The organism is Cognatundibacterium griseum, from assembly GCF_014284195.1.
GTDB classification, from domain to species: Bacteria; Pseudomonadota; Gammaproteobacteria; order Burkholderiales; family Burkholderiaceae_D; genus Undibacterium; species Undibacterium griseum.
Genome location: NZ_JACOGC010000001.1, coordinates 793,728 through 814,909 on the forward strand (window position 1 = coordinate 793,728; position 21,182 = coordinate 814,909).

19 protein-coding genes are annotated in these 21,182 nt (G+C 55.0%); 6 read left to right on the plus strand and 13 right to left on the minus strand.

The window, feature by feature from the left end:
• Window positions 1-13: 13 nt before the first annotated feature.
• On the plus strand, window positions 14-859 hold the full coding sequence (locus tag H8K27_RS03550) for a sulfurtransferase (RefSeq protein WP_186861803.1): 846 nt from the start codon (window positions 14-16) through the stop codon (window positions 857-859).
• A gap of 79 nt (window positions 860-938) precedes the next feature.
• Here the strand turns inward: H8K27_RS03550 and H8K27_RS03555 are convergent, their stop codons facing one another.
• Window positions 939-1,712 (minus strand): ZIP family metal transporter, encoded by a 774-nt coding sequence (locus H8K27_RS03555; RefSeq protein ID WP_408058415.1) that lies wholly within the window; start codon window positions 1,710-1,712, stop codon window positions 939-941.
• Window positions 1,713-1,842: 130 nt separating this feature from the next.
• Complete coding sequence (locus tag H8K27_RS03560; protein ID WP_186861804.1) at window positions 1,843-2,724, minus strand: dienelactone hydrolase family protein; 882 nt, start codon at window positions 2,722-2,724, stop codon at window positions 1,843-1,845.
• 329 nt (window positions 2,725-3,053) lie between these two features.
• On the opposite strand from H8K27_RS03560, the gene H8K27_RS03565 reads away from it, so the two are divergent.
• Complete coding sequence (locus H8K27_RS03565) at window positions 3,054-4,751, plus strand: L-lactate permease (protein ID WP_186861805.1); 1,698 nt, start codon at window positions 3,054-3,056, stop codon at window positions 4,749-4,751.
• Between the two features lie 84 nt (window positions 4,752-4,835).
• Here H8K27_RS03565 and H8K27_RS03570 read toward each other — a convergent pair whose 3' ends face one another.
• Window positions 4,836-6,257 (minus strand): MBL fold metallo-hydrolase RNA specificity domain-containing protein, encoded by a 1,422-nt coding sequence (locus tag H8K27_RS03570; protein ID WP_186861806.1) that lies wholly within the window; start codon window positions 6,255-6,257, stop codon window positions 4,836-4,838.
• Window positions 6,258-6,755: 498 nt separating this feature from the next.
• Here H8K27_RS03570 and H8K27_RS03575 point away from each other — a divergent pair, with 498 nt between their 5' ends.
• Window positions 6,756-7,544, plus strand: a complete 789-nt coding sequence (locus H8K27_RS03575; protein ID WP_186861807.1) for a hypothetical protein — start codon at window positions 6,756-6,758, stop codon at window positions 7,542-7,544.
• Window positions 7,545-7,751: 207 nt separating this feature from the next.
• Here the strand turns inward: H8K27_RS03575 and H8K27_RS03580 are convergent, their stop codons facing one another.
• From H8K27_RS03580 to H8K27_RS03610, 7 genes are all read right to left on the minus strand, one after another.
• Window positions 7,752-8,150: a cytidine deaminase gene (locus H8K27_RS03580; RefSeq protein WP_186861808.1), complete on the minus strand. Its 399-nt coding sequence runs from the start codon at window positions 8,148-8,150 to the stop codon at window positions 7,752-7,754.
• Between the two features lie 232 nt (window positions 8,151-8,382).
• A complete protein-coding gene (locus H8K27_RS03585) occupies window positions 8,383-9,222 on the minus strand; it encodes an isopenicillin N synthase family dioxygenase (RefSeq protein ID WP_186861809.1) in 840 nt (279 codons plus the stop codon).
• 11 nt (window positions 9,223-9,233) lie between these two features.
• Window positions 9,234-10,226 carry a nucleoside hydrolase gene (locus H8K27_RS03590; protein ID WP_186861810.1) on the minus strand — a complete coding sequence of 331 codons (993 nt, stop codon included), beginning with the start codon at window positions 10,224-10,226 and terminating at the stop codon, window positions 9,234-9,236.
• Between the two features lie 177 nt (window positions 10,227-10,403).
• Window positions 10,404-11,375 (minus strand): ABC transporter permease, encoded by a 972-nt coding sequence (locus tag H8K27_RS03595; protein WP_186861811.1) that lies wholly within the window; start codon window positions 11,373-11,375, stop codon window positions 10,404-10,406.
• A 6-nt stretch (window positions 11,376-11,381) separates the two neighbouring features.
• Window positions 11,382-12,464, minus strand: coding sequence for an ABC transporter permease (locus H8K27_RS03600; protein WP_186861812.1), 1,083 nt, complete (start codon window positions 12,462-12,464; stop codon window positions 11,382-11,384).
• 58 nt (window positions 12,465-12,522) lie between these two features.
• On the minus strand, window positions 12,523-14,052 hold the full coding sequence (locus H8K27_RS03605) for an ABC transporter ATP-binding protein (RefSeq protein WP_186861813.1): 1,530 nt from the start codon (window positions 14,050-14,052) through the stop codon (window positions 12,523-12,525).
• A gap of 110 nt (window positions 14,053-14,162) precedes the next feature.
• A complete protein-coding gene (locus H8K27_RS03610) occupies window positions 14,163-15,158 on the minus strand; it encodes a BMP family lipoprotein (RefSeq protein ID WP_186861814.1) in 996 nt (331 codons plus the stop codon).
• A 41-nt stretch (window positions 15,159-15,199) separates the two neighbouring features.
• Here H8K27_RS03610 and H8K27_RS03615 point away from each other — a divergent pair, with 41 nt between their 5' ends.
• Window positions 15,200-15,343 carry a hypothetical protein gene (locus H8K27_RS03615; RefSeq protein WP_186861815.1) on the plus strand — a complete coding sequence of 48 codons (144 nt, stop codon included), beginning with the start codon at window positions 15,200-15,202 and terminating at the stop codon, window positions 15,341-15,343.
• A 16-nt stretch (window positions 15,344-15,359) separates the two neighbouring features.
• Here H8K27_RS03615 and rbsK read toward each other — a convergent pair whose 3' ends face one another.
• Window positions 15,360-16,289 carry a ribokinase gene (gene rbsK, locus H8K27_RS03620; protein WP_186861816.1) on the minus strand — a complete coding sequence of 310 codons (930 nt, stop codon included), beginning with the start codon at window positions 16,287-16,289 and terminating at the stop codon, window positions 15,360-15,362.
• Between the two features lie 536 nt (window positions 16,290-16,825).
• Between rbsK and H8K27_RS03625 the strand changes: the two genes are divergently transcribed.
• Complete coding sequence (locus tag H8K27_RS03625; RefSeq protein ID WP_186861817.1) at window positions 16,826-17,926, plus strand: carbohydrate kinase; 1,101 nt, start codon at window positions 16,826-16,828, stop codon at window positions 17,924-17,926.
• Window positions 17,926-18,840 carry a pseudouridine-5'-phosphate glycosidase gene (locus H8K27_RS03630; RefSeq protein WP_186861818.1) on the plus strand — a complete coding sequence of 305 codons (915 nt, stop codon included), beginning with the start codon at window positions 17,926-17,928 and terminating at the stop codon, window positions 18,838-18,840. The genes H8K27_RS03625 and H8K27_RS03630 overlap by 1 nt, the downstream gene beginning before the upstream one ends.
• A gap of 70 nt (window positions 18,841-18,910) precedes the next feature.
• Here the strand turns inward: H8K27_RS03630 and H8K27_RS16455 are convergent, their stop codons facing one another.
• Entirely contained in the window at window positions 18,911-20,200 is a 1,290-nt protein-coding gene (locus tag H8K27_RS16455) for a DUF3426 domain-containing protein (protein WP_230418848.1), read from the minus strand.
• A gap of 5 nt (window positions 20,201-20,205) precedes the next feature.
• Window positions 20,206-21,117, minus strand: coding sequence for a 50S ribosomal protein L11 methyltransferase (prmA, locus tag H8K27_RS03640; RefSeq protein WP_186862016.1), 912 nt, complete (start codon window positions 21,115-21,117; stop codon window positions 20,206-20,208).
• Window positions 21,118-21,182 lie beyond the last annotated feature (65 nt).

A 21,182-nucleotide genomic window follows, 5' to 3' on the forward strand; every position in this document is an offset into this window, starting at 1 on the left:
ACAGGAGATAAGCATGTGGACTACATTAATCAGCGTCGCCGACCTGGTGCAGCATCAGCAGGATAATAATCAGGTGATTCTGGATTGCCGGCATGATCTGGGCAATCCGCAGGCAGGCAGGGAGGCTTATGCGCAAGGGCATTTGCCGGGCGCTTTGTTCGTGCATCTGGATGAGCAGCTGTCTGCCAGCAGCCTGGACAATGACGGTGTATTCCGTGGCCGCCATCCTTTGCCTGATCAGCAGACGTTTATCCAGACTCTGCGTGCGCTGGGAATCAGCGATGACACGCAGGTGGTTGCCTATGATGCGCATGGCGGCATGTTTGCGGCGCGCCTGTGGTGGATGTTGCGCTGGATCGGGCATGAGGCGGTTGCGGTACTCGATGGCGGTATTGCCGCCTGGACCGCGGCAGGACAGCCGCTGTCAACGGACGTCAGCATCCCTTCAGCCGGAACGATTTCACAGCATCCGCCCCTGACCGCGCAGGTCAGCATCGCACAGGTGCTGGAGAACCTGTCCAGTGCCGCCATGACGCTGGTCGATGCGCGGGCGGCGGACCGTTATCGCGGAGAAAATGAAACAATTGATCCGGTGGGCGGCCATATTCCCGGTGCACTGAACCGGTTTTTCAAAGACAATCTGCAGCCAGACGGCACCTTCAAATCGCCGCTCCAGCTTAGCCAGGAATGGTCACAACTGGTGGCAGATCCGGCCAGAGCGATCATGCAATGCGGTTCCGGCGTGACAGCCTGTCACAACCTCCTGGCGCTGGAAGTGGCCGGTTTATGCGGCGCAGCCCTGTATCCCGGGTCATGGAGCGAGTGGTGCGCTGATCCAGCGCGTCCGGTTGCACGATAAGCGTCTGCCTGTCGAAATCTGAATGCCAGCGGATGGTCAGCACAGCATTGCGCCGTATTGTCTTGATTTTGGCTGCGGCTTAATGATGTCGTGTGACGAACAGCACCAGCACGATACCGAGTGCGATCAGCAGGATTTGCGGCACCGTTTCCCGCAGGGTGGCGCGTCGCTGCATTTGCGGCATCAGATCGCTGACGGCGATGTAAATAAAGCCGGATGAGGCAAACACCAGCACATACGGAATCATGCCGCTGGCTTTTTCGAGTGTGAAATATCCCAGAATACCGCCGATGACTCCCAGCAGGCTGCAGGCCAGGTTGTACAGATAGGCGCGCATACGGCTGAACCCGGCATTCAGCAGCACAATAAAATCACCGATTTCCTGCGGGATTTCATGCGCAATGATCGCCAGCGCCGTGACCAGTCCGAGTTCAGGATTGGCGAGAAAGGCTGCTGCAATCAGGATGCCGTCGGTGAAATTGTGCATGCCATCACCGACCAGAATCATCCATCCGGCTTTACCCGCTTCATGCGCATCATGACCATGTTCATGATGATGGCCGTCGCCCTCATGATGATGAGAGTGCCGTAGAATCGCCATCTTTTCCAGCAGGAAGAATGCCAGCAGCCCGCCCAGCAGGCAGGCAAACAGGGTGCGGGTATCTGCCTGCGATTCAAAAGCTTCCGGCAAAGCGTGCAGTAACGAAGTCGACAGCATGATGCCGACCGACAGGCTGACCATGCGTTCGACAATGCGCGTCAGGAAGGAATAGGAAAAGATAGCCGCAGCAGAAATGCTGAGTACACCCGCGATGGCGGTGGTAAAGATAATGGACAGCAGCGTGGAGTGAATTTTGAAACCTCAAATTTGCAACATGGTTGCAAATTAAAACATATTGCCGGGTTTTCTGCAAACTGCCTTTATGTCTGACCGTATCCCGTCGGGATTTTTGCGCCGGACGAATACGGTCAGGGGAGCGGGTTCAGATGACCTGATGTGCTTTAAACCATGCCAGACAGCGCGCCCAGCCGTCTTTGGCATCTGCTTCGACATAGCTGGGGCGGTAATCGGCATGGAATGCGTGGCCTGAGTTTTCATAAATCTTGAACTCGGAATGGCTGTTGCCCTGCGCCAGCGCTGCCTGCATCTTCAGGACGGAGTCAACGCTGATACCGGTGTCTTTGGCGCCGTACAAGCCGAGCACGGGCACAGTCAGGGTCGGTGCGATATCGATCGGATTGCTCGGAGACAAGGCATTCGGCTGATCGGTCAGCCGGCCATACCAGGCCACACCGGCTTTGACCGAGGGATTATGCGCAGCATACATCCAGGTGATGCGTCCACCCCAGCAGAATCCGGTAATGCCCAGACGTGTGATATCGCCGCCGTGCTGACCGGCCCAGGCGACGACAGCATCCAGATCACTCATCACCTGCGCATCAGGTACTTTGGAAATCACTTCTTTGATCAGTTCTGCAATCGACGTATATTTACCGGCATCCCCCTGACGGATAAATAACTCCGGTGCCAGTGCCAGATAACCCTGTTTCGCAAAGCGACGCGCCACGTCAGCGATATGCTCATGGACGCCAAATATTTCCGAGATCACCAGAATCACCGGCAGATTGCTTTTACCTTCCGGCTGCGCATAGTAGAGCGGCACTTTCTGACCATGAATGTCCAGCGAGACCACACCGGCGGTTAAGCCGGCGGCATCGGTTTTGACTACATTTTGCGCAAATATAGGAAGTGTTGCTGCAGCAAAGCCGACGCCGACCGCTGTCTGGATAAAATTTCTGCGATTGATGCCTTCGTCGGCATCTGAATGGCCGATCAGGCTGCGGCAGTCTTTCTCAAGTTGCATGGTTTTCTCCGTAGGGATGGGTGGGGAGTGAAAGCTGCAAACAGGCTGGCAGCCTCGGAAAATATATTAACCTGAAAAAGAGAATTATTCTGCCGCTGCTAAGATGCAGCTGGATCGCGTTTGAATGAGCTGAAGGCGGATAATGTGGCGGCATCAAAAAATGAGTTTTAACTAAAGCGGAATTCTGTTTTAAGGAAAGTATCGAATTATTCAACAATAGTTGAAAATCATTTCATCCGAGCGCCATGAAAACTGCCTCGCTTCCTGTCGTACTATCGCCGCCATAGCTGCCACTGCGCGCACAAGGTTTTAAAACAAAGGAGATAGAAATGGTCTGGAGTCAGGTTTATGACCCGCTAGGCAATATATGGTTATCGGCACTCATGGCGGCGATACCTGTGGTTGTGATGCTGGGATGTATTGCATTTGGTCATATGAAGGCGCATTACGCCGCCGGGCTGGGGCTCGCGAGCGCGCTGGCGGTGTCGATTTTTGGCTTTGGCATGCCTGCAGGGCTGGCGTGGAATGCGGCGGGTTTTGGCGCGGCATTTGGTTTGCTGCCCATTGGCTGGATCGTGTTGAATATTATTTTCTTGCACCAGCTGACCATAGAAAACGGTTCATTCTCTGTATTACAGGACAGCCTGACCGGCATCACCGAAGATCGCCGCATACAGTTATTGCTGATCGCCTTCTGTTTCGGCGCTTTCTTTGAAGGCGCTGCGGGCTTCGGTACGCCGGTTGCCGTGACAGCAGCGATCATGATCGGCCTCGGATTTTCTCCGCTGGCGGCATCGGGTCTGTGCCTGATCGCGAATACTGCGCCAGTGGCATACGGTGCGCTGGGCACGCCTGTGATTGCATTGGCGGCAGTGACAGGCATCGATCTGATGCAGTTGTCCGGCATGATCGGTCGCCAACTACCCTTATTCTCTTTGCTGGTGCCGTTCTGGCTGATCTGGGCGTTTGCCGGTTTCCGCGGCATGCTGCAAATCTGGCCGGCGATTCTGGTCGCCGGTCTGAGCTTTGCGGTTCCGCAATATCTGGTGTCCAATTATCACGGCCCATGGCTGGTGGATGTGGTCGCGGCGATTGTGTCCATGATCAGCCTCATCCTGTTCCTGAAAGTCTGGAAACCGAAAAAAATCTGGACCTCCACTTCCCTCAAAGGCCATGAAACCGATTCCGGCGAACCCGATCTGGAAAGTGAAAAACCGCATGGTCATGAAGCCGATGCTGCCGCAGCAATTTTCAAAAAACACGATACCCGTGCACTGGTGATGGCATGGATGCCGTGGGTGATCTTAACGGCGCTGGTGTTTATCTGGGGCATTCCGGAATTTAAAAAATGGGTTGATGGTATTTCTGTGTTCAAGATTCCATTTGCCGGTCTGCATAATCTGGTGGAAAAAGTCGCCCCGGTCGTCACCAAGCCGCATACAGAACCAGCGGTGTACACACTGAACTGGTTGTCGGCTACCGGTTCCGGGATTTTCCTCGCCTCGGTGATCAGCGGTTTGATGATGAAGTACAAGCTGACTGATCTGGTCAAAATTTATTTCCGCACGATCTGGCTGGTACGTTATTCGTTGCTAACCATCGTGCTGATGCTGGCGCTGGGCTATCTGACACGCTATTCCGGCACCGATGCCACGCTGGGTCTGGTGTTTGCGCATACCGGTGCTTTCTATCCTATCTTCGGCACCTTACTCGGTTGGCTGGGTGTGGCGCTGACGGGGTCGGACACGGCAGCTAATGTGCTGTTTGGCGGGCTGCAAAAAACCACGGCAGAGCAATTGGGTTTAAGCCCTGTGCTGATGGCGGCTGCCAACAGTTCGGGCGGCGTGATGGGCAAGATGGTCGATGCGCAGAGTATCGTGGTCGCCAGTACAGCCACACGCTGGTATGGACATGAAGGCACGATTCTGCGCTTCGTGTTTTTCCACAGCCTGGCGCTGGCGGTGCTGGTTGGCTTCTTCGTGTTTATGCAAGCTTACGTTGCGCCATTTACTTCACTGGTACATTAAAGCCGCATTGCAAAGAATGGAGATGACAATCCCTGTCGTATAAAAAAATCCCTGCCACAGCGCGCTGTGCGCAGGGATTTTTTTTCAGTGCTTCGCTGTTTTCTTAGGATGGCAATACGGTGTCAGATCAATGCTGTCAGCCGTCTGTGGCAGGCTGACAGCATCGGCTGGCAGCAAGCGCGCAAAGCTGCGCATAACTTCTTCTTCGCCATGCACCAGAAACGTCTGCGTGGCATGCGTATGCTGATGCCAGGCCAGTAATTCATCGCGGTCGGCATGCGCTGAAAAACCGTTAATGGTATGAATGCCGGCTCTGACTGCGATCTCTTCACCAAGTACACGCACTGTACGCGCACCGTCGATAATTTCCCTTGCCAGCGTTCCTTTCGCCGCAAAACCAACGAACACGATACTGGCATTTTGCCGCCATAAATGATGCTTCAGATGATGCTGGATGCGCCCGCCGGTACACATGCCTGAGCCCGCCATGATGACTGCACCACCGGAAAAACGGTTGATCGCCATACTGTCCGCCACGTCCCGCGTGAAATGCAGACCAGGCAAATCGAAGGGATCACCTGCATCGCAAAACAGTGCTGCCGTCCCGGCGTCATAACAACCTGTATGCTGGCGGAAAATTTCGGTCGCCGAGATCGCCATCGGCGAATCCAGAAATACCTGCATAGAACGTGGTAAACGATGCTGCTGCACACCTTCGCGCAGGTAATACAGCAACTCCTGCGCACGTTCCAGCGCAAAGGTCGGGATTACGACATTGCCGCCATGCCGGAAGGTATCGGTAATCACCTGATACAGCTCTTCTATCGACAGATCCAGCGGTTTGTGCAGACGGTCGCCATACGTGGTTTCCATCACCACAACATCGGCTTTCGGTGGCGTGGCCGGATCGCGCAGCAGTTTTCTGCCGTTGCTGCCGATATCGCCGGAAAAAACGATGCGGCATTTTTTCTCATCTTCCGTCAGGTTCAGCACGACAGAGGATGAGCCCAGAATATGACCGGCATCGATAAACGTCGCGGTGATGCCGGGCGCGATCAGCAGCTCCTGATCGTAATGAACCGTCTGGGTAAAGTGATCCAGCGTATGCAGCACATCATGCGTGTTGTACAGCGCTTCCATGTGCTTGTCGTTACCGCGCCGCGCATTTTTTTTGTTCTGATATTCGGCCTCTGATTCCTGCAGATGCGCAGAATCGAGCAGCACGATGCGCGCCAGATCGCGGGTCGCAGCGGTGGCAATGATATTGCCACGGAACCCGCGTCGCACCAGCAAGGGCAGGCGGCCGCAATGATCCAGATGCGCATGGGTCAGTAACACATAGTCGATCGACGCCGCATCGAAACCGAACGGGCCGGCATTCTCCTCATTCAGATTACGGCTGCCCTGATACATGCCGCAGTCAATCAGTATGCGCACACCATCGCATTCCAGCAGATGGCAGGAGCCGGTCACGCCGAGATCGGCACCATGAAATGACAGTTTCAATTGAATTTCCTCGCTGAATAATCAGGGCACCGCGCTTACCTCTGCGCTGCCCGAGGCAGGAAGTATAGCAACAGTGTAATGCGGTTCAGATAGCGGACACCTTACCATCTTCGGTGAATGTCGCAATGAATGCACGCATGCTGCGTTAGCGCAAACTTCATGCGTCGCGTGAGCCGCTTTTGCGTGGAGTATAGCTGTACCTTTTGGACGCCGCATACTCAGAAAACAAGATACTCCCCCCATATTTCATGAAAATCGTCATCATCTTAGCAAGAATAAAGGGGCTTAAAACATACTGGGGGGAGTATATATTGGGCTGTTTGAGGGGTTTGTGACGCCGAATGCAGCGATGAAGCGAACAGCGGAAACCTTGGTGTTGCTGGCTTACAGGTAAATCGAACATACCAGGCTGTTGAGAAGCTTGGAATAGTGTGGCTAATTTTGCACTGGTATGTTAGCTTCGAGCTCTTTAATTTGAAAATAAGTTAGCAACCTAAAATGCCGTTATGCGCTTATTGTAAACAAGAAGGCTCAATTACTCGGGAACATATCATTCCTGCGTTCATATACGCATTTCAGAAAAATATTGAGTCCTCAGTTATTGGTTGGAGCGAAATAGCCGGAAAAATGGTGAGAAGTGAATTCAAAGTTAAAGATGTTTGTAAAAAGTGCAATAATGGACCACTGTCAGATCTTGATGCGTTTGGAAAGCGCTTTCTTACGTGTTCTGGAGTCATGGTTCCAAACTATACAAAGCTAAGCGTCAATCTTTCATTCGATTTTGATTTACTTGCTCGCTGGTTACTCAAAATTTCCTTCAACTCAGCAAGAACTAATGGTGAACATGCTTGGTTGTTTGATGGCTTTGAGTCTTACATCCTTGGCACTTCTAAAGTGTATCCTCCGGCAAGATTTGCGATCATTTCTTATCTTGCTAGACCTGAGCAACTAGATGAATTACAACGTAATCGCCCGCCGTATGTGGGGCTTACCGATAAGAATGGTCGATTCAACCCATTTATTGTGCGAATTAGCAAAGGAACTGTGCCTTGGCGATCGAGCTATACACTTCGGAGCGTCATTCTTGGGCCACTTGTATTCTATATAGTAATGTTTCCTCCGAGCGTTTTGCCTGGGCATGCAGCTTCGGCCGTTCGAAATTTGATCAAGTGTATCCCTGGTGGAAAATTGCTTAAGTCGACGGAGCGATTTGTAGAATTGAGATCTGGCCTAAAGACTTGGCTTGATCTATACGAGAACCAGGTTATACGCATGTTAGCGATTTAAGGATGACGCTAATGACTATGCTCCGGCGGAATCGAAGGGGCGTGGTCAGAACTTAAATATAGACGCTGTATAAAAGTAAGCTGATTGCGTTTGATCCTTTTAAATTCCCAAGAGTTATCGGTGATAACAACAGCCCGATACATCCTAGAAGTAAAAATCCCCGACAAATCAGGCGATCTGTCGGGGATTTTTTTATTGGGTAAAAACTTATTCCGGTTGCAGATAAAACGCGTCCGGCAATTGTGCGCCGGCGGTGGTGGTTTTGATGTCGCCTTTGGTGTTGGTCAGCACGACTTCGAGTTCCGGGCCGCCGAGTTCGATGATGACCTGGCGGCAGGCGCCGCAAGGGGCGATAGGGCCGTCGGTGTCGCCGGTGACGGCAATTTGTTGAAAATCACCGGGGCGATAGCCAGCGGCGACGGCGCTGAATAAGGCGGTGCGCTCGGCGCAGTTGCACAGGCCGTACGACGCATTTTCCACATTGCAGCCGTGGAAAACCTTGCCATCTTTGGTTAGCACGGCCGCGCCGACTTTGAATTTGGAATACGGTGCATACGCACGTTCGCGCGCCAGTTTGGCTTCAATGATCAGTTGCTGCGTGTTCATTATTTTTCTCCATTAGGACTTACGCAAAGCCGCACCAGCGGCGTTATGGCTCCTCGCCGTACTATTCGTACTGTCTTCGTCCCCCTGCCTTGCTGGTACAACTTTGCGTAAGTCCTGTTAATCTAAAGAGGCATGCCAGTCAGCATGCCTCTTTGTTGTTCAGGTTCATCCCTTATATCTGCCGTGCCTTTCAGCGCATTGTTGCCCTGAAAGGCGCAGCAGGTTTGGGCGTTTATTTTTTTACGCCCAGTTCGCGCAAACGTTCCTGCAGATAGCTGCCGGACGTGTGACGTTCAGACAGCACGACATCTGGACGCGGATGCAGGAACAGTGGCAGCGAAATACGGGATTTTTTCGCTTCTTCGCCAGTCGGATTCAGCACGCGGTGAATCGTCGAAGGGTAATACCCTTGCGAGGCTTCATCGAGCATGTCACCGATGTTGACGATCAGCATGCCGAAGTCGCACGGCACATCGTGCCAGGCATTGTCTTTGCCCAGCACCTGCAGGCCAGCCTGGGTGGCGGCTGGCAGCACAGTCAGTAAGTTGATGTCACCATGTGCCGCTGCCCGCACTGCATCCGGCTCTTCATCGCCCGTCAGCGGTGGATAGTGCAGCACACGCAGCAGGGTCAGATCGCTGTCGGTGATCATGTCAGACAAGGGCATGGAATACTTGGCCTTGATGTCTGCCGGTGTGTGATCTTCGACCCATTGCAGCAATTCAGTCGCGAGTTTGTTGCCGTGTTCGTAGTATTCCAGCGCTGCCTTGGAGACTTCGGATGGATATTGTCCCCACGGATAGACGTGGTAAAACTCTTTCAGATCGCGCTTGGCATAGCCTTTGGCGGTCTCGGAAATTTTCGGCGAAAAATAGCCGTCCATTTTTTCCGTAAAGGGGTATTTGTTTTTCGCATCGGTCTGAAAAAAATCGTACCATTCCTGATAAATGGTGTTGAGCAGGGTTTGCGACAAAGGATGATTGGTCAGGACGCCAAAGCCAGTATTGTGCAGGCTTTCGGTGAATTTTTCCGCCGCATCCGGATCACGATAATCGACTGGTTGTATCAGCATGATGGTTCTCCTTATTTTGTCAGCGCTGGTTTCAGCCAGTCGCCGGACAAGGTCTGGTCGATCAGCTTAGCGCAAGCCTCGGCATCCACTTTCATGCAGACGCGGGTTTCTGGCTTGCTGGCTTCCCAGCCCGCTTGCGGGTAAGGAATCGCGAGTTTTGCCATCATGGTCTGACCGTTGCCTATGCCTTCTTTGGCAACGCGCACACGACCATTTTGCGTTTCGAAAATTTCTGGAGCGACCAGCCAGACAAACGCCAGCACATCGTGACCGTAGCAAGCATGGCCGAGGTCAGGGCGTATGCTTTGGTAGAAGTTTGCGTAGAAATTCACGGCGTGCGACAGTGTGTTCATCGCCACATGTTGATGTTGTTCAGCCAGGCGTGCAAAGAAGCTCGATGGCAAGACCACGCGGTGGGTCACATCCAGACCCACCATGGTCAGATCCCAGCCTGCAGTGAAGACCAGATCGGCGGCGTCCGGATCATTCCAGACATTCGCTTCCGCGACTGGCGAGACATTGCCCGGCTCATCGACAGCACCTGCCATCAGCACGACTTTTTTCAGCAGCTTAGGCAGCTGTGGTTCCATTTTCAGTGCCAGGCCCAGATTGCCCAGCGGGCCAACCGCAACCAGCGTGATTTCACCCGGATGCTGACGCGCCATCTTGACGATGAATTCTGCCGCGCTTTCCACTTCGGCTTTGCCGCCGACTTCGATACGGGAAGGCAGATTGCCGAGGCCGTCTGCACCGTGAATGAAGTCTGGCGGAGTACCGGCGGCTTTCGCGAATGGCACATTCACACCTTGCGCGACCGGAATATTGCGGCCTGCGATGCGGGTCAGGTAGAGCGCATTGACGGTCGCTTGTTCGACATACACATTGCCGAAAGTAGTGGTGATACCAACGACGTCGATATCCGGATGCGCGAGCGCGAAATAAAGCGCCATTGCGTCATCGACGCCAGGGTCGGTATCGAAAATGACTTTATGTTTTGCTTGCATGGAAATACTCCAGGAATTAACTTCAGCTGGCCATTGAACAGAACCCAGCTTGAAGCAATTTGTTGTGTTTGACCTGGTTCAAGGAGGCCGTTATTAACGTTGTCGATTTAAAAAATAAATCACCGGCAGCCAGTACGGGGCAAGCCCATACGGACGACCGGCAGGTTTTATAGTCTTTTATCGTGACTTTACAAACGGCACGCCGATCGCCTTCGGCGCGACGGATTTCGCCATCAGGCCCGCAAGAACGACGACGGTGACTACATACGGAATCATCTGTATCAATGATCCCGGTACTTTACCCAAGCCAGGGAAGACCACGCCTTCGATCTGGACTTGCAGAGCAGTGAAAAAACCGAACATCAAGCAACCGAGCGCTGTTTGCAGTGGCCGCCAGTTACCGAACACCAGCGCTGTCAGCGCCAGATAACCATTACCGGCCGACATATCGCGCAGGAAGAAACCGCTTTGCACGATGGACAGATAAGCACCGGAGAATGAGCACAGCATACCTGCGCACAGCATCGCCATAAAACGGGTACGTTCGACATTGATGCCGGCCGCATCGGCCGCGTGCGGGTTTTCACCAACGGCGCGCAGACGCAGGCCGAAACGGGTGTGATACAAGACCCAGTGCACGACAGGAATCAGGGCAAACGCCAGATACACGAGTGCGCTGTGACCGCCGATCAGCTTGGTGTAAAACCAGCCCAGAAATGGAATACCGGCCACGGCTTCCGAACCCGGCAGCACGATGTCAAACAGTCGGGCAGAGCCGAGGTCAGGTGTGCGCCCACCCTGCATGAAGAAAAACTGGGCAAGCACAAATGTCAGACCACTGAGCGCGATATTGATCGCGATCCCGGCCACCAGCTGATTACCTTTCTGGGTGATGCTGACAAAGCCTTGCAACAGCGCGATGGCAACCGATACACCCACACCGGCCAGGATGCCCAGCCAGGGATTCTGCGTCACGTAGGCGACTGCGGCAGAGACAAAGGCCGAAGCCAGCATTTTGCCTTCCAGCGCCAGATCCACCACGCCGCTGCGCTCTGCGAACAGACCCGCCATCGCTGCAAACATTAATACCGGAGCATTGCGGATGGTTGAGACCAGAATGCTGGAAAATTGAAAATCATCAAACATCATTTTTCCTCAGGATGACTTACGTTTGAGCAGGGCGGACAAGGCCGGTGCATACAGGTTTTCCATGGCACCGCAGAACAGGATAATCAGGCCCTGGATAAAGATAAAGGTTTCGGGCGGAATATTCGGTTTCTCCAGCGACAGGTCGAATCCGCCCTGGATCAGCGCGCCAAACAGGATCGCGGACAGCAAGATGCCGACCGGATGCTGACGTCCCATGAGCGCAATCGCAATACCGATAAAGCCGGCACCGGCAGGGAAGTTCAGATTCAGATAGTGGGTCGAACCCATCACCGAGTTGACCGCAGCCAGACCCGCCAGCGCACCGGAAATCATCATGGTGACGATGATGGTTTTACTGATGGAAATACCCGCATAGTGCGCCGCATGCTGATTCAGTCCGGTGGCGCGCAACTGATAACCCCAGGTGGTGCGCCAGACAGCAATACCGTAAATCACCAGTGCCAGCAGGGCCAGGATAAAGCTGATATTCAGCGGCGTTTCGCCCAGCACCGGCAGGATGCCATTGAGCTTAGGCAGCCAGGCGCTTGCTGCAAACACGCGGCTGGCGGTATTTTGTTCGCCGGCCGGGATCAGGAAGCTGACGATCAGATAGTTCATCAGGCTGGCGGCGATAAAGTTGAACATGATGGTCGTGACGACCACGTGGCTGCCGCGTTTAGCTTGCAGATAGCCGGGCAGGAAAGCCCAGGCCGCACCGAATGCCGCGCTGCCCAGCATCGCCAGCGGGATCAGCGCCCAGCCCGGCAGACTGGCATCGAGGGTCAGCACCACCAGCGTCAGTCCCAGACCACCGATATACATCTGGCCTTCACTGCCGATATTAAACAAGCCAGCCTGCATCGCAATCGACACTGACAGGCCGGTGAAGATAAACGTCGCGGCATAAAACAGGGTATAGCCCAGGCCTTCCGGATTAAAGACTGCCGAATTCAGCAGGATACCCAGCGATTCGACTGGGCTTTCACCCAGCAGATAGATCACTCCTGCTGCCACCAGCAAGGCTGACAGCAGATTCAACAGCGGCAGGGCGAAGGCAGTGGCCCAGCGAGGCAGATCGGTTTGGTTCATACGTGTCGTCTTAATGATTACTCTGGTGACGCTGTGCCTGTCCGGCCGGACAGCCGCATCAGTGTTTGTGCAAGCCACCCATCAACAGGCCGATGCGGGTGGCATCAAATTCTTCTGCTTTCAGTTCGCCGGTAATGCAGCCGCCTGACATCACCAGGATGCGGTCAGCCAGTGCGCGCACTTCTTCCAGTTCTACCGAGACCAGCAAAATCGCGACTCCTGCATCGCGCATCGCCAGCAGGCGCGCATGCAGACTTTCGATGGTGCCGATATCGACGCCACGGGTAGGCTGCCCGACTAAGATCAGCTGCGGATTGGCGGCCATTTCACGCGCCATCACGACTTTTTGTTGATTACCGCCGGACAGCAGCGCGATACGCAGATGCGGATCGGCAGGGCGGACATCAAACTGCGCCAGCAAATTTTGGCAATTTTTCAGGATTGCTTTGTAATCCAGCCAGCCTAAGGTCTTGCCCAGTTTTTTCTGGTAACCGAGGAAACTGTTCATCATGACTGAGAAATTTTTCACCACCGCGTCACGCAGCCGGTCTTCCGGCACGTGGGCAATGCCGAGTTCACGGAAGGTGGCCGGCAGGCCGTCGGCATCCTTGCGTCCGGCATACGGCAGGGCTTTGCCCTGCATGCTGATGTCGCCCGCAGTTGGCAGGCGCATGCCGCTCAGAATTTCGAGTAATTCGCTCTGGCCATTGCCGGACACGCCGGCGATGGCGACGATTTCACCGGCGCGGATCTGGAAACTGATGTTTTTGAGCAGGCTGACTTGCTGGGCATTGATCAGGTTGAGGCCTTTGACCTCGAGCACGGTCGCGCCCGGCGCATACGGCGCACGCGGTAATTGCGTCTCGATCGGGCGGCCCACCATCAGCTCAGCCAGCTGTTCTTTATTGGTGGCTGCAGTTTGCACCGAACCCACTACGGTACCGGCACGCATCACGGTGACTTCGTCTGTGATCTCTAAAATTTCCTGCAGCTTGTGGGTAATCAGGATGATGGTCTTGCCCTGTTCTTTGAACAGGCGTAATACCTCGAACAGGGACGTGGTTTCCTGCACCGTCAGCACCGCCGTCGGCTCATCCAGAATCAGGATATTCGCGCTGCGGTAAATCTGCTTCAGGATTTCCACCCTTTGTTGCACGCCGACCGACAAGTCTTCAATCTTATCGAGCGGATCGACGTCGAGCGCATAGCGCTGGCAGATGTCACGCAATTGCTGTTCAACCTGCTTGCGGTTTTTTTGCAGACGGAAGCCGCCTTCGCCGCCCAGCATCACATTGTCGAGCACGGTCATGTTATCGACCAGCATAAAGTGCTGATGCACCATGCCGATGCCGAGACCGATTGCCTCATGGCTGTTACGGATATCCTGTTCCTGACCGTTGATCAGCAATTTGCCGCCATCGGCACGGTAATAGCCGTACAGGATACTCATCAACGTGGATTTGCCTGCGCCATTTTCGCCGATGACACCGTGGATCGATCCTTGCGCAATGGAGAAACTCACATCGCGATTGGCTTGTACTGCGCCAAAGCGTTTGGAGATGTGTTGAAATTCGACTGCTGGCTGCATACGTTCAGGATGTTAGGTTCGGCGAAGAAGGATCAGGATTCAGGATTCAGGATCAGGGATGACGGCGCCATGCGGGACGCATCATCTGCGCCCCGGCAAGAAAAAGACCATCAGACCGGACACTTGTTGGCGTCGCGGAAGTCAACGACTTTCACTTTGCCATTGATGATGTCCTGCTTGGCGGCATTGACGCGCTTTTCCATATCGGCACTGACCACGCTGCGGTTATCCTTGTCCAGCGCCCAGTCCACACCGCCTTCTTTCAAACCTTTATAGACGACGCCTGCTTTCCAGCTGCCGTTCTTCATTTGCATGAAACTGTCATAAATGGCCTGATCGACGCGCTTAACCATGGATGTCAGCATGCTGCCCGGATGCATGTAATTCTGATTGGAATCCACACCGATACCGAGCTTGCCTTTTTCTTTTACGGCCTGCAGCGTCCCCATGCCGCTGCCGCCTGCCGCTGCGAAGATCACATCCACGCCGCGTTCAAACTGGGCTCGTGCCAGTTCGCCGCCTTTGGCCGGATCATTCCACGCAGAGGTGGTGGTGCCGACCATATTCTGCACGATCTCGACTTTGGCATCCGTTGCCTTGACGCCCTGCACATAACCGCAGGAGAAATTACGGATCAGTGGAATATCCATGCCGCCGATGAAGCCGACTTTTTTCGATTTGCTGGCAATCGCTGCTGCCACGCCGACCAGATAAGAGCCTTCCTGTTCTTTAAACAGCACCGAACTGACGTTATCGCCTTTGGCGACGCCATCAATCAGAACGAATTTGGTGGCCGGAAATTCTTTGGCGACATTCTGGACTGCCTGTGCCTGGGCAAAACCGATGGAGGCGATCAGATCGACTTTCTTACGCGCCAGATTGCGCAATACCTGTTCAGTCTGGGTATCGCTGGCGACCTGGACTTCCATGAAGCCGATCTTGGTTTCTTTTTTAAAGCGTTCTGCACCTTCGGAAGCAGACTGGTTGAAGGACTTATCAAATTTACCGCCTGCATCGTAAATCACTGCAAACTTCGGATCTGCGGCATAAGCACTGGCTGCGACGAACAGACCAGCCAGAGTCAGGCAGAAAGGTTTAAGTTTCATGAGAGCTTCCTTATTCAGAGATCATTCAGTGAAAACAGCTGGTGGAAAACGATGATCACCGGGATGGTCATTTCACGCTTGCTTTCACCAGCCTAACATGGAGCGGTGCGGCTTCACTTCATGCAGGCAAAATTTTATCAAATACAGCAACGGCTCAGATGCTGGCCGCCGGCGATGGCGGCTGAAATCCGTTCAACGGCTTCAGGCGGCCTGACGGGCTGCCATGAAATCCAGTACTTCCTGACGTTGCGGAATCGATGTCTGCGCACCGAGCCGGGTTACCGTCAGTGCCGCGGTGTATTGCGCTTCACGACTCGCGTCAGCAATGCTGAGACCATTTGCAATACCGACGGCGAATGCGCCGACAAAGGTGTCGCCCGCTGCCGTGGTATCAACCACATTCACTTTGATGGCCGGTATAAACAGGCATTCGCCGGTCTGCGCAATCAGTGCGCCATGACCGCCCATCGTCAGCAGCACGGCACCGGTTCCGAGCGCCAGCAGTTTTTCTGCCGCATAACGGGCGCTGGTCTGGTCAGTCACTTCGATCTGGCTCAGTTGCGTGGCTTCCGTTTCGTTCAGGATCAGGTAATCGACCTGCGCCAGCAAAGCAGGATCAAGATCCTGCGCCGGTGCCGGATTCAGGATGACCTTGACTCCGGCGTCGTGCGCGATCTGGATGGCGCGGATGACGCTTGCCACCGGTGTTTCGAGCTGGCACAGCAGCATACCGGCATTGCAAATCGCATCGCGGGCGGCTTCAATCTGGGCAACCGATACGGTGGCATTGGCGCCGGCGGCCAGCACGATGCTGTTGTCCCCGCCATCTTCAACCAGTATGCCGGCGACGCCGGTCGCTACCCCGGCAACCCGCGCCAGATAATGCAGATCAATGCCTTCGGCTGCCAGCGTCTGGCGTGAGACATCGCCAAAACCATCATCACCGACTGCGCCGATGAAGCTGACGTCAGCACCTTGCCGGGCCGCCGCCACCGCCTGATTGGCGCCTTTGCCACCGGGAATCTGCCGGAACTCATGACCGTGCAAAGTTTCGCCCAGAGCGGGCATGCGCGGTGTGCGGAAAACCAGATCCATGTTGACGCTGCCGGCTACTGTGATGCGTGGCTTCATGATACTTTTTTCTCAATATTGGAAGGTGCGCAATCGTTTGCGCAATCGTTTTCGTATTTAACTATGGGCTACTTCCGCTCGTCAAGCGATTCTCGGATTTTTGGTGAAATTTTGTGCAATCCGGTGTTCGGCCGGAGCAGAAAAATCAGACGACGGACACTGTATTTTTGTTCTACCGTATCAGAAGAGCGTGCGAGATTGTCGGGCAGACAGACGGTGCTGTCAAATAGGAATTGGATCATGCCGCTTGCCAGTGCCGCATGAGGAATATTTTGACCTTTGAGCTGACAATTTCAGCAAGCAATGATCAGGAGGTTGACCATAAACCGTCCTGGCAGACAGGTATGCCTGATCGTGTCGGGTTTGCGCGACCTGAGGTGCAGAGGTGCGGAAGTCGATGAGAATCTGGTGGTAAATTCAGAAAAACAAAAGTTTATTTTAAAAAACAATTGTTTTATTTCTGGATGTTGACTAGGATGCTTGCTGCGCAAATGTCGTGCGCAGCGCGGATGGCCGGCGGATCGAAAAGGGGTTCCATGAAAGCGGAAACGAACAAAGAGCAGATTCTGGCATTGATACAGGCAAACCCCTGTCTGAGTCAGCAGGAGCTGGCGACATATCTGAGCCTGTCGCGCTCTGCGGTTGCGGGCTATATTGCGCAGCTGACCAAAGAGGGACGGATTCTGGGGCGTGCCTATGTGCTGCCGGATCCCCGTACTTTTCTGTGTATCGGCGGTGCTAATATTGACCGGAAACTCAGGCTCTCTGCCAGTTTGCAGAACGGAACCTCCAATCCGGTGGCGCAACGCGAATCCTTTGGTGGTGTGGCACGCAATATTGCAGAAAATCTGGCGCGGCTGGGAGGTCTTTGCAGCCTGTTGAGCGTGGTTGGCGATGATGCTGCCGGCCAGTCCTTGCTGAAACATGCCGGAGCACTGGGCATCCAGACGGAACACAGTCTGGTTCTGCCCGGTGCAGCCAGCGGCACATACACCGCCGTGCTGAATCCGGCCGGAGAAATGGAAATGGCGTTTTCCGAGATGGAACTGTGCAGCGCCCTGACTCCGGAAGTATTGCAGCAACGGCAGAGCGGGCTGGCTGCCGCAGTGATGCTGATTGCCGATCTGAATTTATGCCGGGCCAGTATCCGTTTTTTGCAGGAAGAAGCCAGACGCACCGTAAAACCACTGATTCTGATCGCCGTTTCCCTGCCGAAGATGGTGCATTTACCTGATGATCTGCAGGGTGTGCGTTTGCTGATTTTGAACCGTTCAGAGCTGGAGCAGCGCGCAGGACATCATCTGCCGGATGTCGCCAGCCTGGCCCAGGCCTGCCAGCATCTGCAGCAGCAAGGTGCGGAAGATGTGCTGGTCAGTTTGGGGCCGCAGGGCGTCGGGATGACGAACCGGCGTGCCGGGCAGCATTTTGAAATACTCCCTGCCTTGCCAGCGGCGGTAAAGGATGTGACCGGCGCTGGCGATGCTTTTTCTGCCGGTGTCTGCTGGTCATTGCAGCGGGTGCCGGATGATTTGCGCCTGGCCTGCCAGCGAGGCCTGCAACTGGCTGCTTACACAATACAAACCGAGACCACGGTTGCTGCGGCAATCAACCCTGCTATTTTTGATGAGGAATCCTAATGCAATCTTATCTGGTATTTTCTGATGAAGTCCGTGCCGCAAAAATGACCGGCAAACCGGTTGTGGCGCTGGAGTCGACTATTATTTCACACGGCATGCCCTATCCGCAGAATGTGCAGACGGCCAGAGAGGTCGAGCAGATTATCCGCGAGCAGGGGGCGGTGCCGGCGACGATCGCGATTATGGAGGGCAAAATCCATATCGGCTTGTCAGACGCCGAGCTGATCCGTTTGGGCCAGTCTGCCGATGCCATCAAGGTCAGCCGTCGTGATCTGGCTTATGTGCTGGCAAGCCGTCAGCTGGGCGCCACTACGGTGGCGGCAACCATGATTTGCGCAGCGCTGGCGGATATCCAGGTCTTTGTGACCGGGGGCATAGGCGGGGTTCACCGCGGTGCGGAAACCAGCTTCGATATTTCCGCCGACTTGCAGGAACTGGCGCAGACTTCGGTGGCGGTGGTCTGTGCCGGCGCCAAGTCCATACTCGATCTGGGTCTGACGCTGGAATATCTGGAAACGCATGGCGTGCCTGTGATCAGCATCGGGCAGGGCGCATTTCCGGCGTTTTTTACGCGCGACAGCGGATATTCTGCGGATTTCCAGCTCGACAGCGCGGAACAGCAGGCCGATTTCATCCACACCAAATGGCAGCTGGGGTTGCGTGGCGGTATTGTGATTGCCAACCCGGTGCCGGAAGAAGACGCGATGCCGCGTGCAGAGATTGAGCAGATCACCGTGCAGGCTTTGCAGGAAGCCGTGCAGCAGGGAATTGGCGGCAAGGCGGTAACGCCATTTCTACTGGCGCGTATCAAGGAACTGTCGGGCGGCCGCAGTCTGGCGACGAATATTGCGCTGGTTAAAAATAATGCCCGTGCCGGAGCGAAGCTGGCATGTGCGCTGCATAAAAAACACTGACTAAGCGTTCCCAGTGCCGGAGGAGAAGGTGTTTTTTGTGAGGGCGTTCGTTCGCCCCGTGCGCCTGCATTCAGGGATAAAACACACTGACATGGTAGCCAGCTGCTTTGAGTTTCGGCAATTCAAAATAGAGTTTGATATTTTGTTCTGTACCCGGCGAAAAGCCTTTACCGGGATCGGTAGTGGCGGGTAAGTAGTCAGCTGGCTGAAACGCTTTCTGCAGGACGGCTTTGTCCTTGCTGTCATTCAGCACCAGTTCCACCACCGGCCATGCCTGTGCTGTGCCGGCGTGATTTTGTAATTGCATCACGAGCGAAAAAACGTTTTTATCCGGAGCCAGCGCCTGCAGCTCATTGGATTCAATGCTGATAGCATCGATTTGCGCGGGCAGGCCAATCTGGCAGCGTAACAACTGGCAGGCCTGAGTCAGCACCGGACGGGCGGCCGGAAAAACAGCACTGAGCTGGACGCGGAAGAAATAGGTTGCCTGTGCCAGCAGCAAGGTCAGCAGTACCAGGCTCATGAGCAGATAGGCAATGCGCAGCCATTTGCCATGACGCTGCTCTTTTTCGGCCTGCAGCACAAAATCGGGTTTATCGTCATCGGCTTCCGCATGGGAGTCGTCGTTTTCCCCGGGTAAAGTCTGCGCGCCGGACTGCAGCAGATCGTCGCCGTGGAGGTCTGCCAGTTCATCGGCATCCGCGCCATCTTCCGCTGCATGCGGGATGGTTGTGACGGCGTGCAGCGCAGGTCCGGCAGGAGCGATAGTTTCACTGCTGTCCGCAGCAATGTCTTCGGCAACGACGTCGGCGACCGACCAGTCTATGCTGGGTTCATCCAGCAAAGCTGCCTTGGTTTCGAGTTCAATCTGGGCGGCAATGACTTCCACCGGTTGTTCCTGCAAGCTGGATAAGGTGCCTGCCGGCTCTTCATCGCCCAGCACAAAATCGAGCGAGGCAGACAGATCATGGGTGTCAGGCGTGCTGTTTGCAGCGGAACCGGTGTGTTCCTGAAATATCTCTGCCGTATTTTCGTGCGTCGCTGCCGAAGCGGTTTTCCACACCTGCAGGGCAGGCTTGTCCTTATCCTGCGTTTGAACTGGCGGAGTTACCGGGACGTTGTCAGCAGTGCGGGGAGCGGCTGCTGTGGGAGGATTCTGGCGGATTTCCGGGGTGGCAGAAGATGCTGCCGGCCGGACGACCGCTGGTTGTGCCGCAGTATCCGGCGCAATGAGATGCTCGACACCGTTGAACGTCTGCTGGCAGGCCCCGCAGCGGACCAGCCCGGCATGCAGTTTCAGCTGATCATTGGCGACCCGGAACGTGGTCTGGCAATGGGGGCAGCGGGTGGCGAGCGCCATCTTGGTCAGTCCGGCAAGCTGCCCGACAAGGCAACCCAGCCTTCATGTTCAGCCCAGACACTGAGTCTGATGAAGGGAGCATAGGCTGCCGAGACTTCTTCTGCCTGGCGTGCCAGCACGCCGGACAGAATCAGCGAACCGCCGGCAGCAACCCGGCCTGCCAGCATCGGCGCCATCAGTTTCAGCGGGCTGGAGAGAATGTTGGCAACCACCACGTCAAATTTTTCTGATGCCGGGTGGGCTTCGCCAAAGGCTTCCGGCAGTGCAAATTCGATCTGGCACTGATTGCGCTCTGCGTTGAAATGCGCTGACTCTATCGCTTGCGGATCAATATCGACCCCGATCACGCTGCGGGCGCCGAGCTTGCTGGCGACCATCGCCAGAATGCCGGAACCACAGCCATAGTCGAGCACGGTTTTTTGTGCCGGCGCATGGACTTCCAGCCATTCCATGCAGAGGCGGGTAGTCGGATGACTGCCGGTGCCAAAGGCCAGCCCCGGATCGAGTTCGAGTACCAGCGCAGCCGGGTCCGGTGCATCGTGCCAGCTGGGCACGACCCAGATATTTTTACCGATATGAATCGGTGCGAACTGCGATTGTGTCAGTCGCACCCAGTCCTGCTCCTCGACTGTGCGCACCGTGTGTGACGGCACTTCGGCCAGCCCGATGGCAGCGGCTGCTTCAGCCACGATGGCCTGATGATCGCTGTCTTTTTCTGCCAGCGCCACGACGCGGCTGCGGTCCCAGGCGGCTTCGTCCGGTTCCATGCCCGGTTCGCCGAAAATGGGTTTTTCGTTGACCGTGCCTTCGTCCGCATCTTCTACCGATACCGACAATGCGCCAGCATCCATCAGGGCATCCGACAGCGGTTCTGCCTGCTCACGCGCCACTTCAATAATAATTTCTATCCAACCCATCATCCGGCTCTTTCTGTGCAACGGCCCCGCTGATCAGCAGGGCCATTACGGTCATGACTTCTGAT

Bases quoted from the DNA above. Each gene is read 5' to 3' on its own strand.
- H8K27_RS03605 (WP_186861813.1), bottom strand. From the start codon at position 14,052: ATGCAGCCAGCAGTCGAATTTCAACACATCTCCAAACGCTTTGGCGCA.
- H8K27_RS03630 (WP_186861818.1), top strand. From the start codon at position 17,926: ATGCAATCTTATCTGGTATTTTCTGATGAAGTCCGTGCCGCAAAAATG.
- H8K27_RS16455 (WP_230418848.1), bottom strand. From the start codon at position 20,200: ATGGCGCTCGCCACCCGCTGCCCCCATTGCCAGACCACGTTCCGGGTC.
- H8K27_RS03590 (WP_186861810.1), bottom strand. From the start codon at position 10,226: ATGCAAGCAAAACATAAAGTCATTTTCGATACCGACCCTGGCGTCGAT.
- H8K27_RS03610 (WP_186861814.1), bottom strand. From the start codon at position 15,158: ATGAAACTTAAACCTTTCTGCCTGACTCTGGCTGGTCTGTTCGTCGCA.
- H8K27_RS03625 (WP_186861817.1), top strand. From the start codon at position 16,826: ATGAAAGCGGAAACGAACAAAGAGCAGATTCTGGCATTGATACAGGCA.
- rbsK (WP_186861816.1), bottom strand. From the start codon at position 16,289: ATGAAGCCACGCATCACAGTAGCCGGCAGCGTCAACATGGATCTGGTT.
- H8K27_RS03580 (WP_186861808.1), bottom strand. From the start codon at position 8,150: ATGAACACGCAGCAACTGATCATTGAAGCCAAACTGGCGCGCGAACGT.
- H8K27_RS03565 (WP_186861805.1), top strand. From the start codon at position 3,054: ATGGTCTGGAGTCAGGTTTATGACCCGCTAGGCAATATATGGTTATCG.
- H8K27_RS03560 (WP_186861804.1), bottom strand. From the start codon at position 2,724: ATGCAACTTGAGAAAGACTGCCGCAGCCTGATCGGCCATTCAGATGCC.
- H8K27_RS03585 (WP_186861809.1), bottom strand. From the start codon at position 9,222: ATGCTGATACAACCAGTCGATTATCGTGATCCGGATGCGGCGGAAAAA.
- H8K27_RS03595 (WP_186861811.1), bottom strand. From the start codon at position 11,375: ATGATGTTTGATGATTTTCAATTTTCCAGCATTCTGGTCTCAACCATC.
- H8K27_RS03575 (WP_186861807.1), top strand. From the start codon at position 6,756: ATGCCGTTATGCGCTTATTGTAAACAAGAAGGCTCAATTACTCGGGAA.
- H8K27_RS03550 (WP_186861803.1), top strand. From the start codon at position 14: ATGTGGACTACATTAATCAGCGTCGCCGACCTGGTGCAGCATCAGCAG.
- prmA (WP_186862016.1), bottom strand. From the start codon at position 21,117: ATGGGTTGGATAGAAATTATTATTGAAGTGGCGCGTGAGCAGGCAGAA.
- H8K27_RS03600 (WP_186861812.1), bottom strand. From the start codon at position 12,464: ATGAACCAAACCGATCTGCCTCGCTGGGCCACTGCCTTCGCCCTGCCG.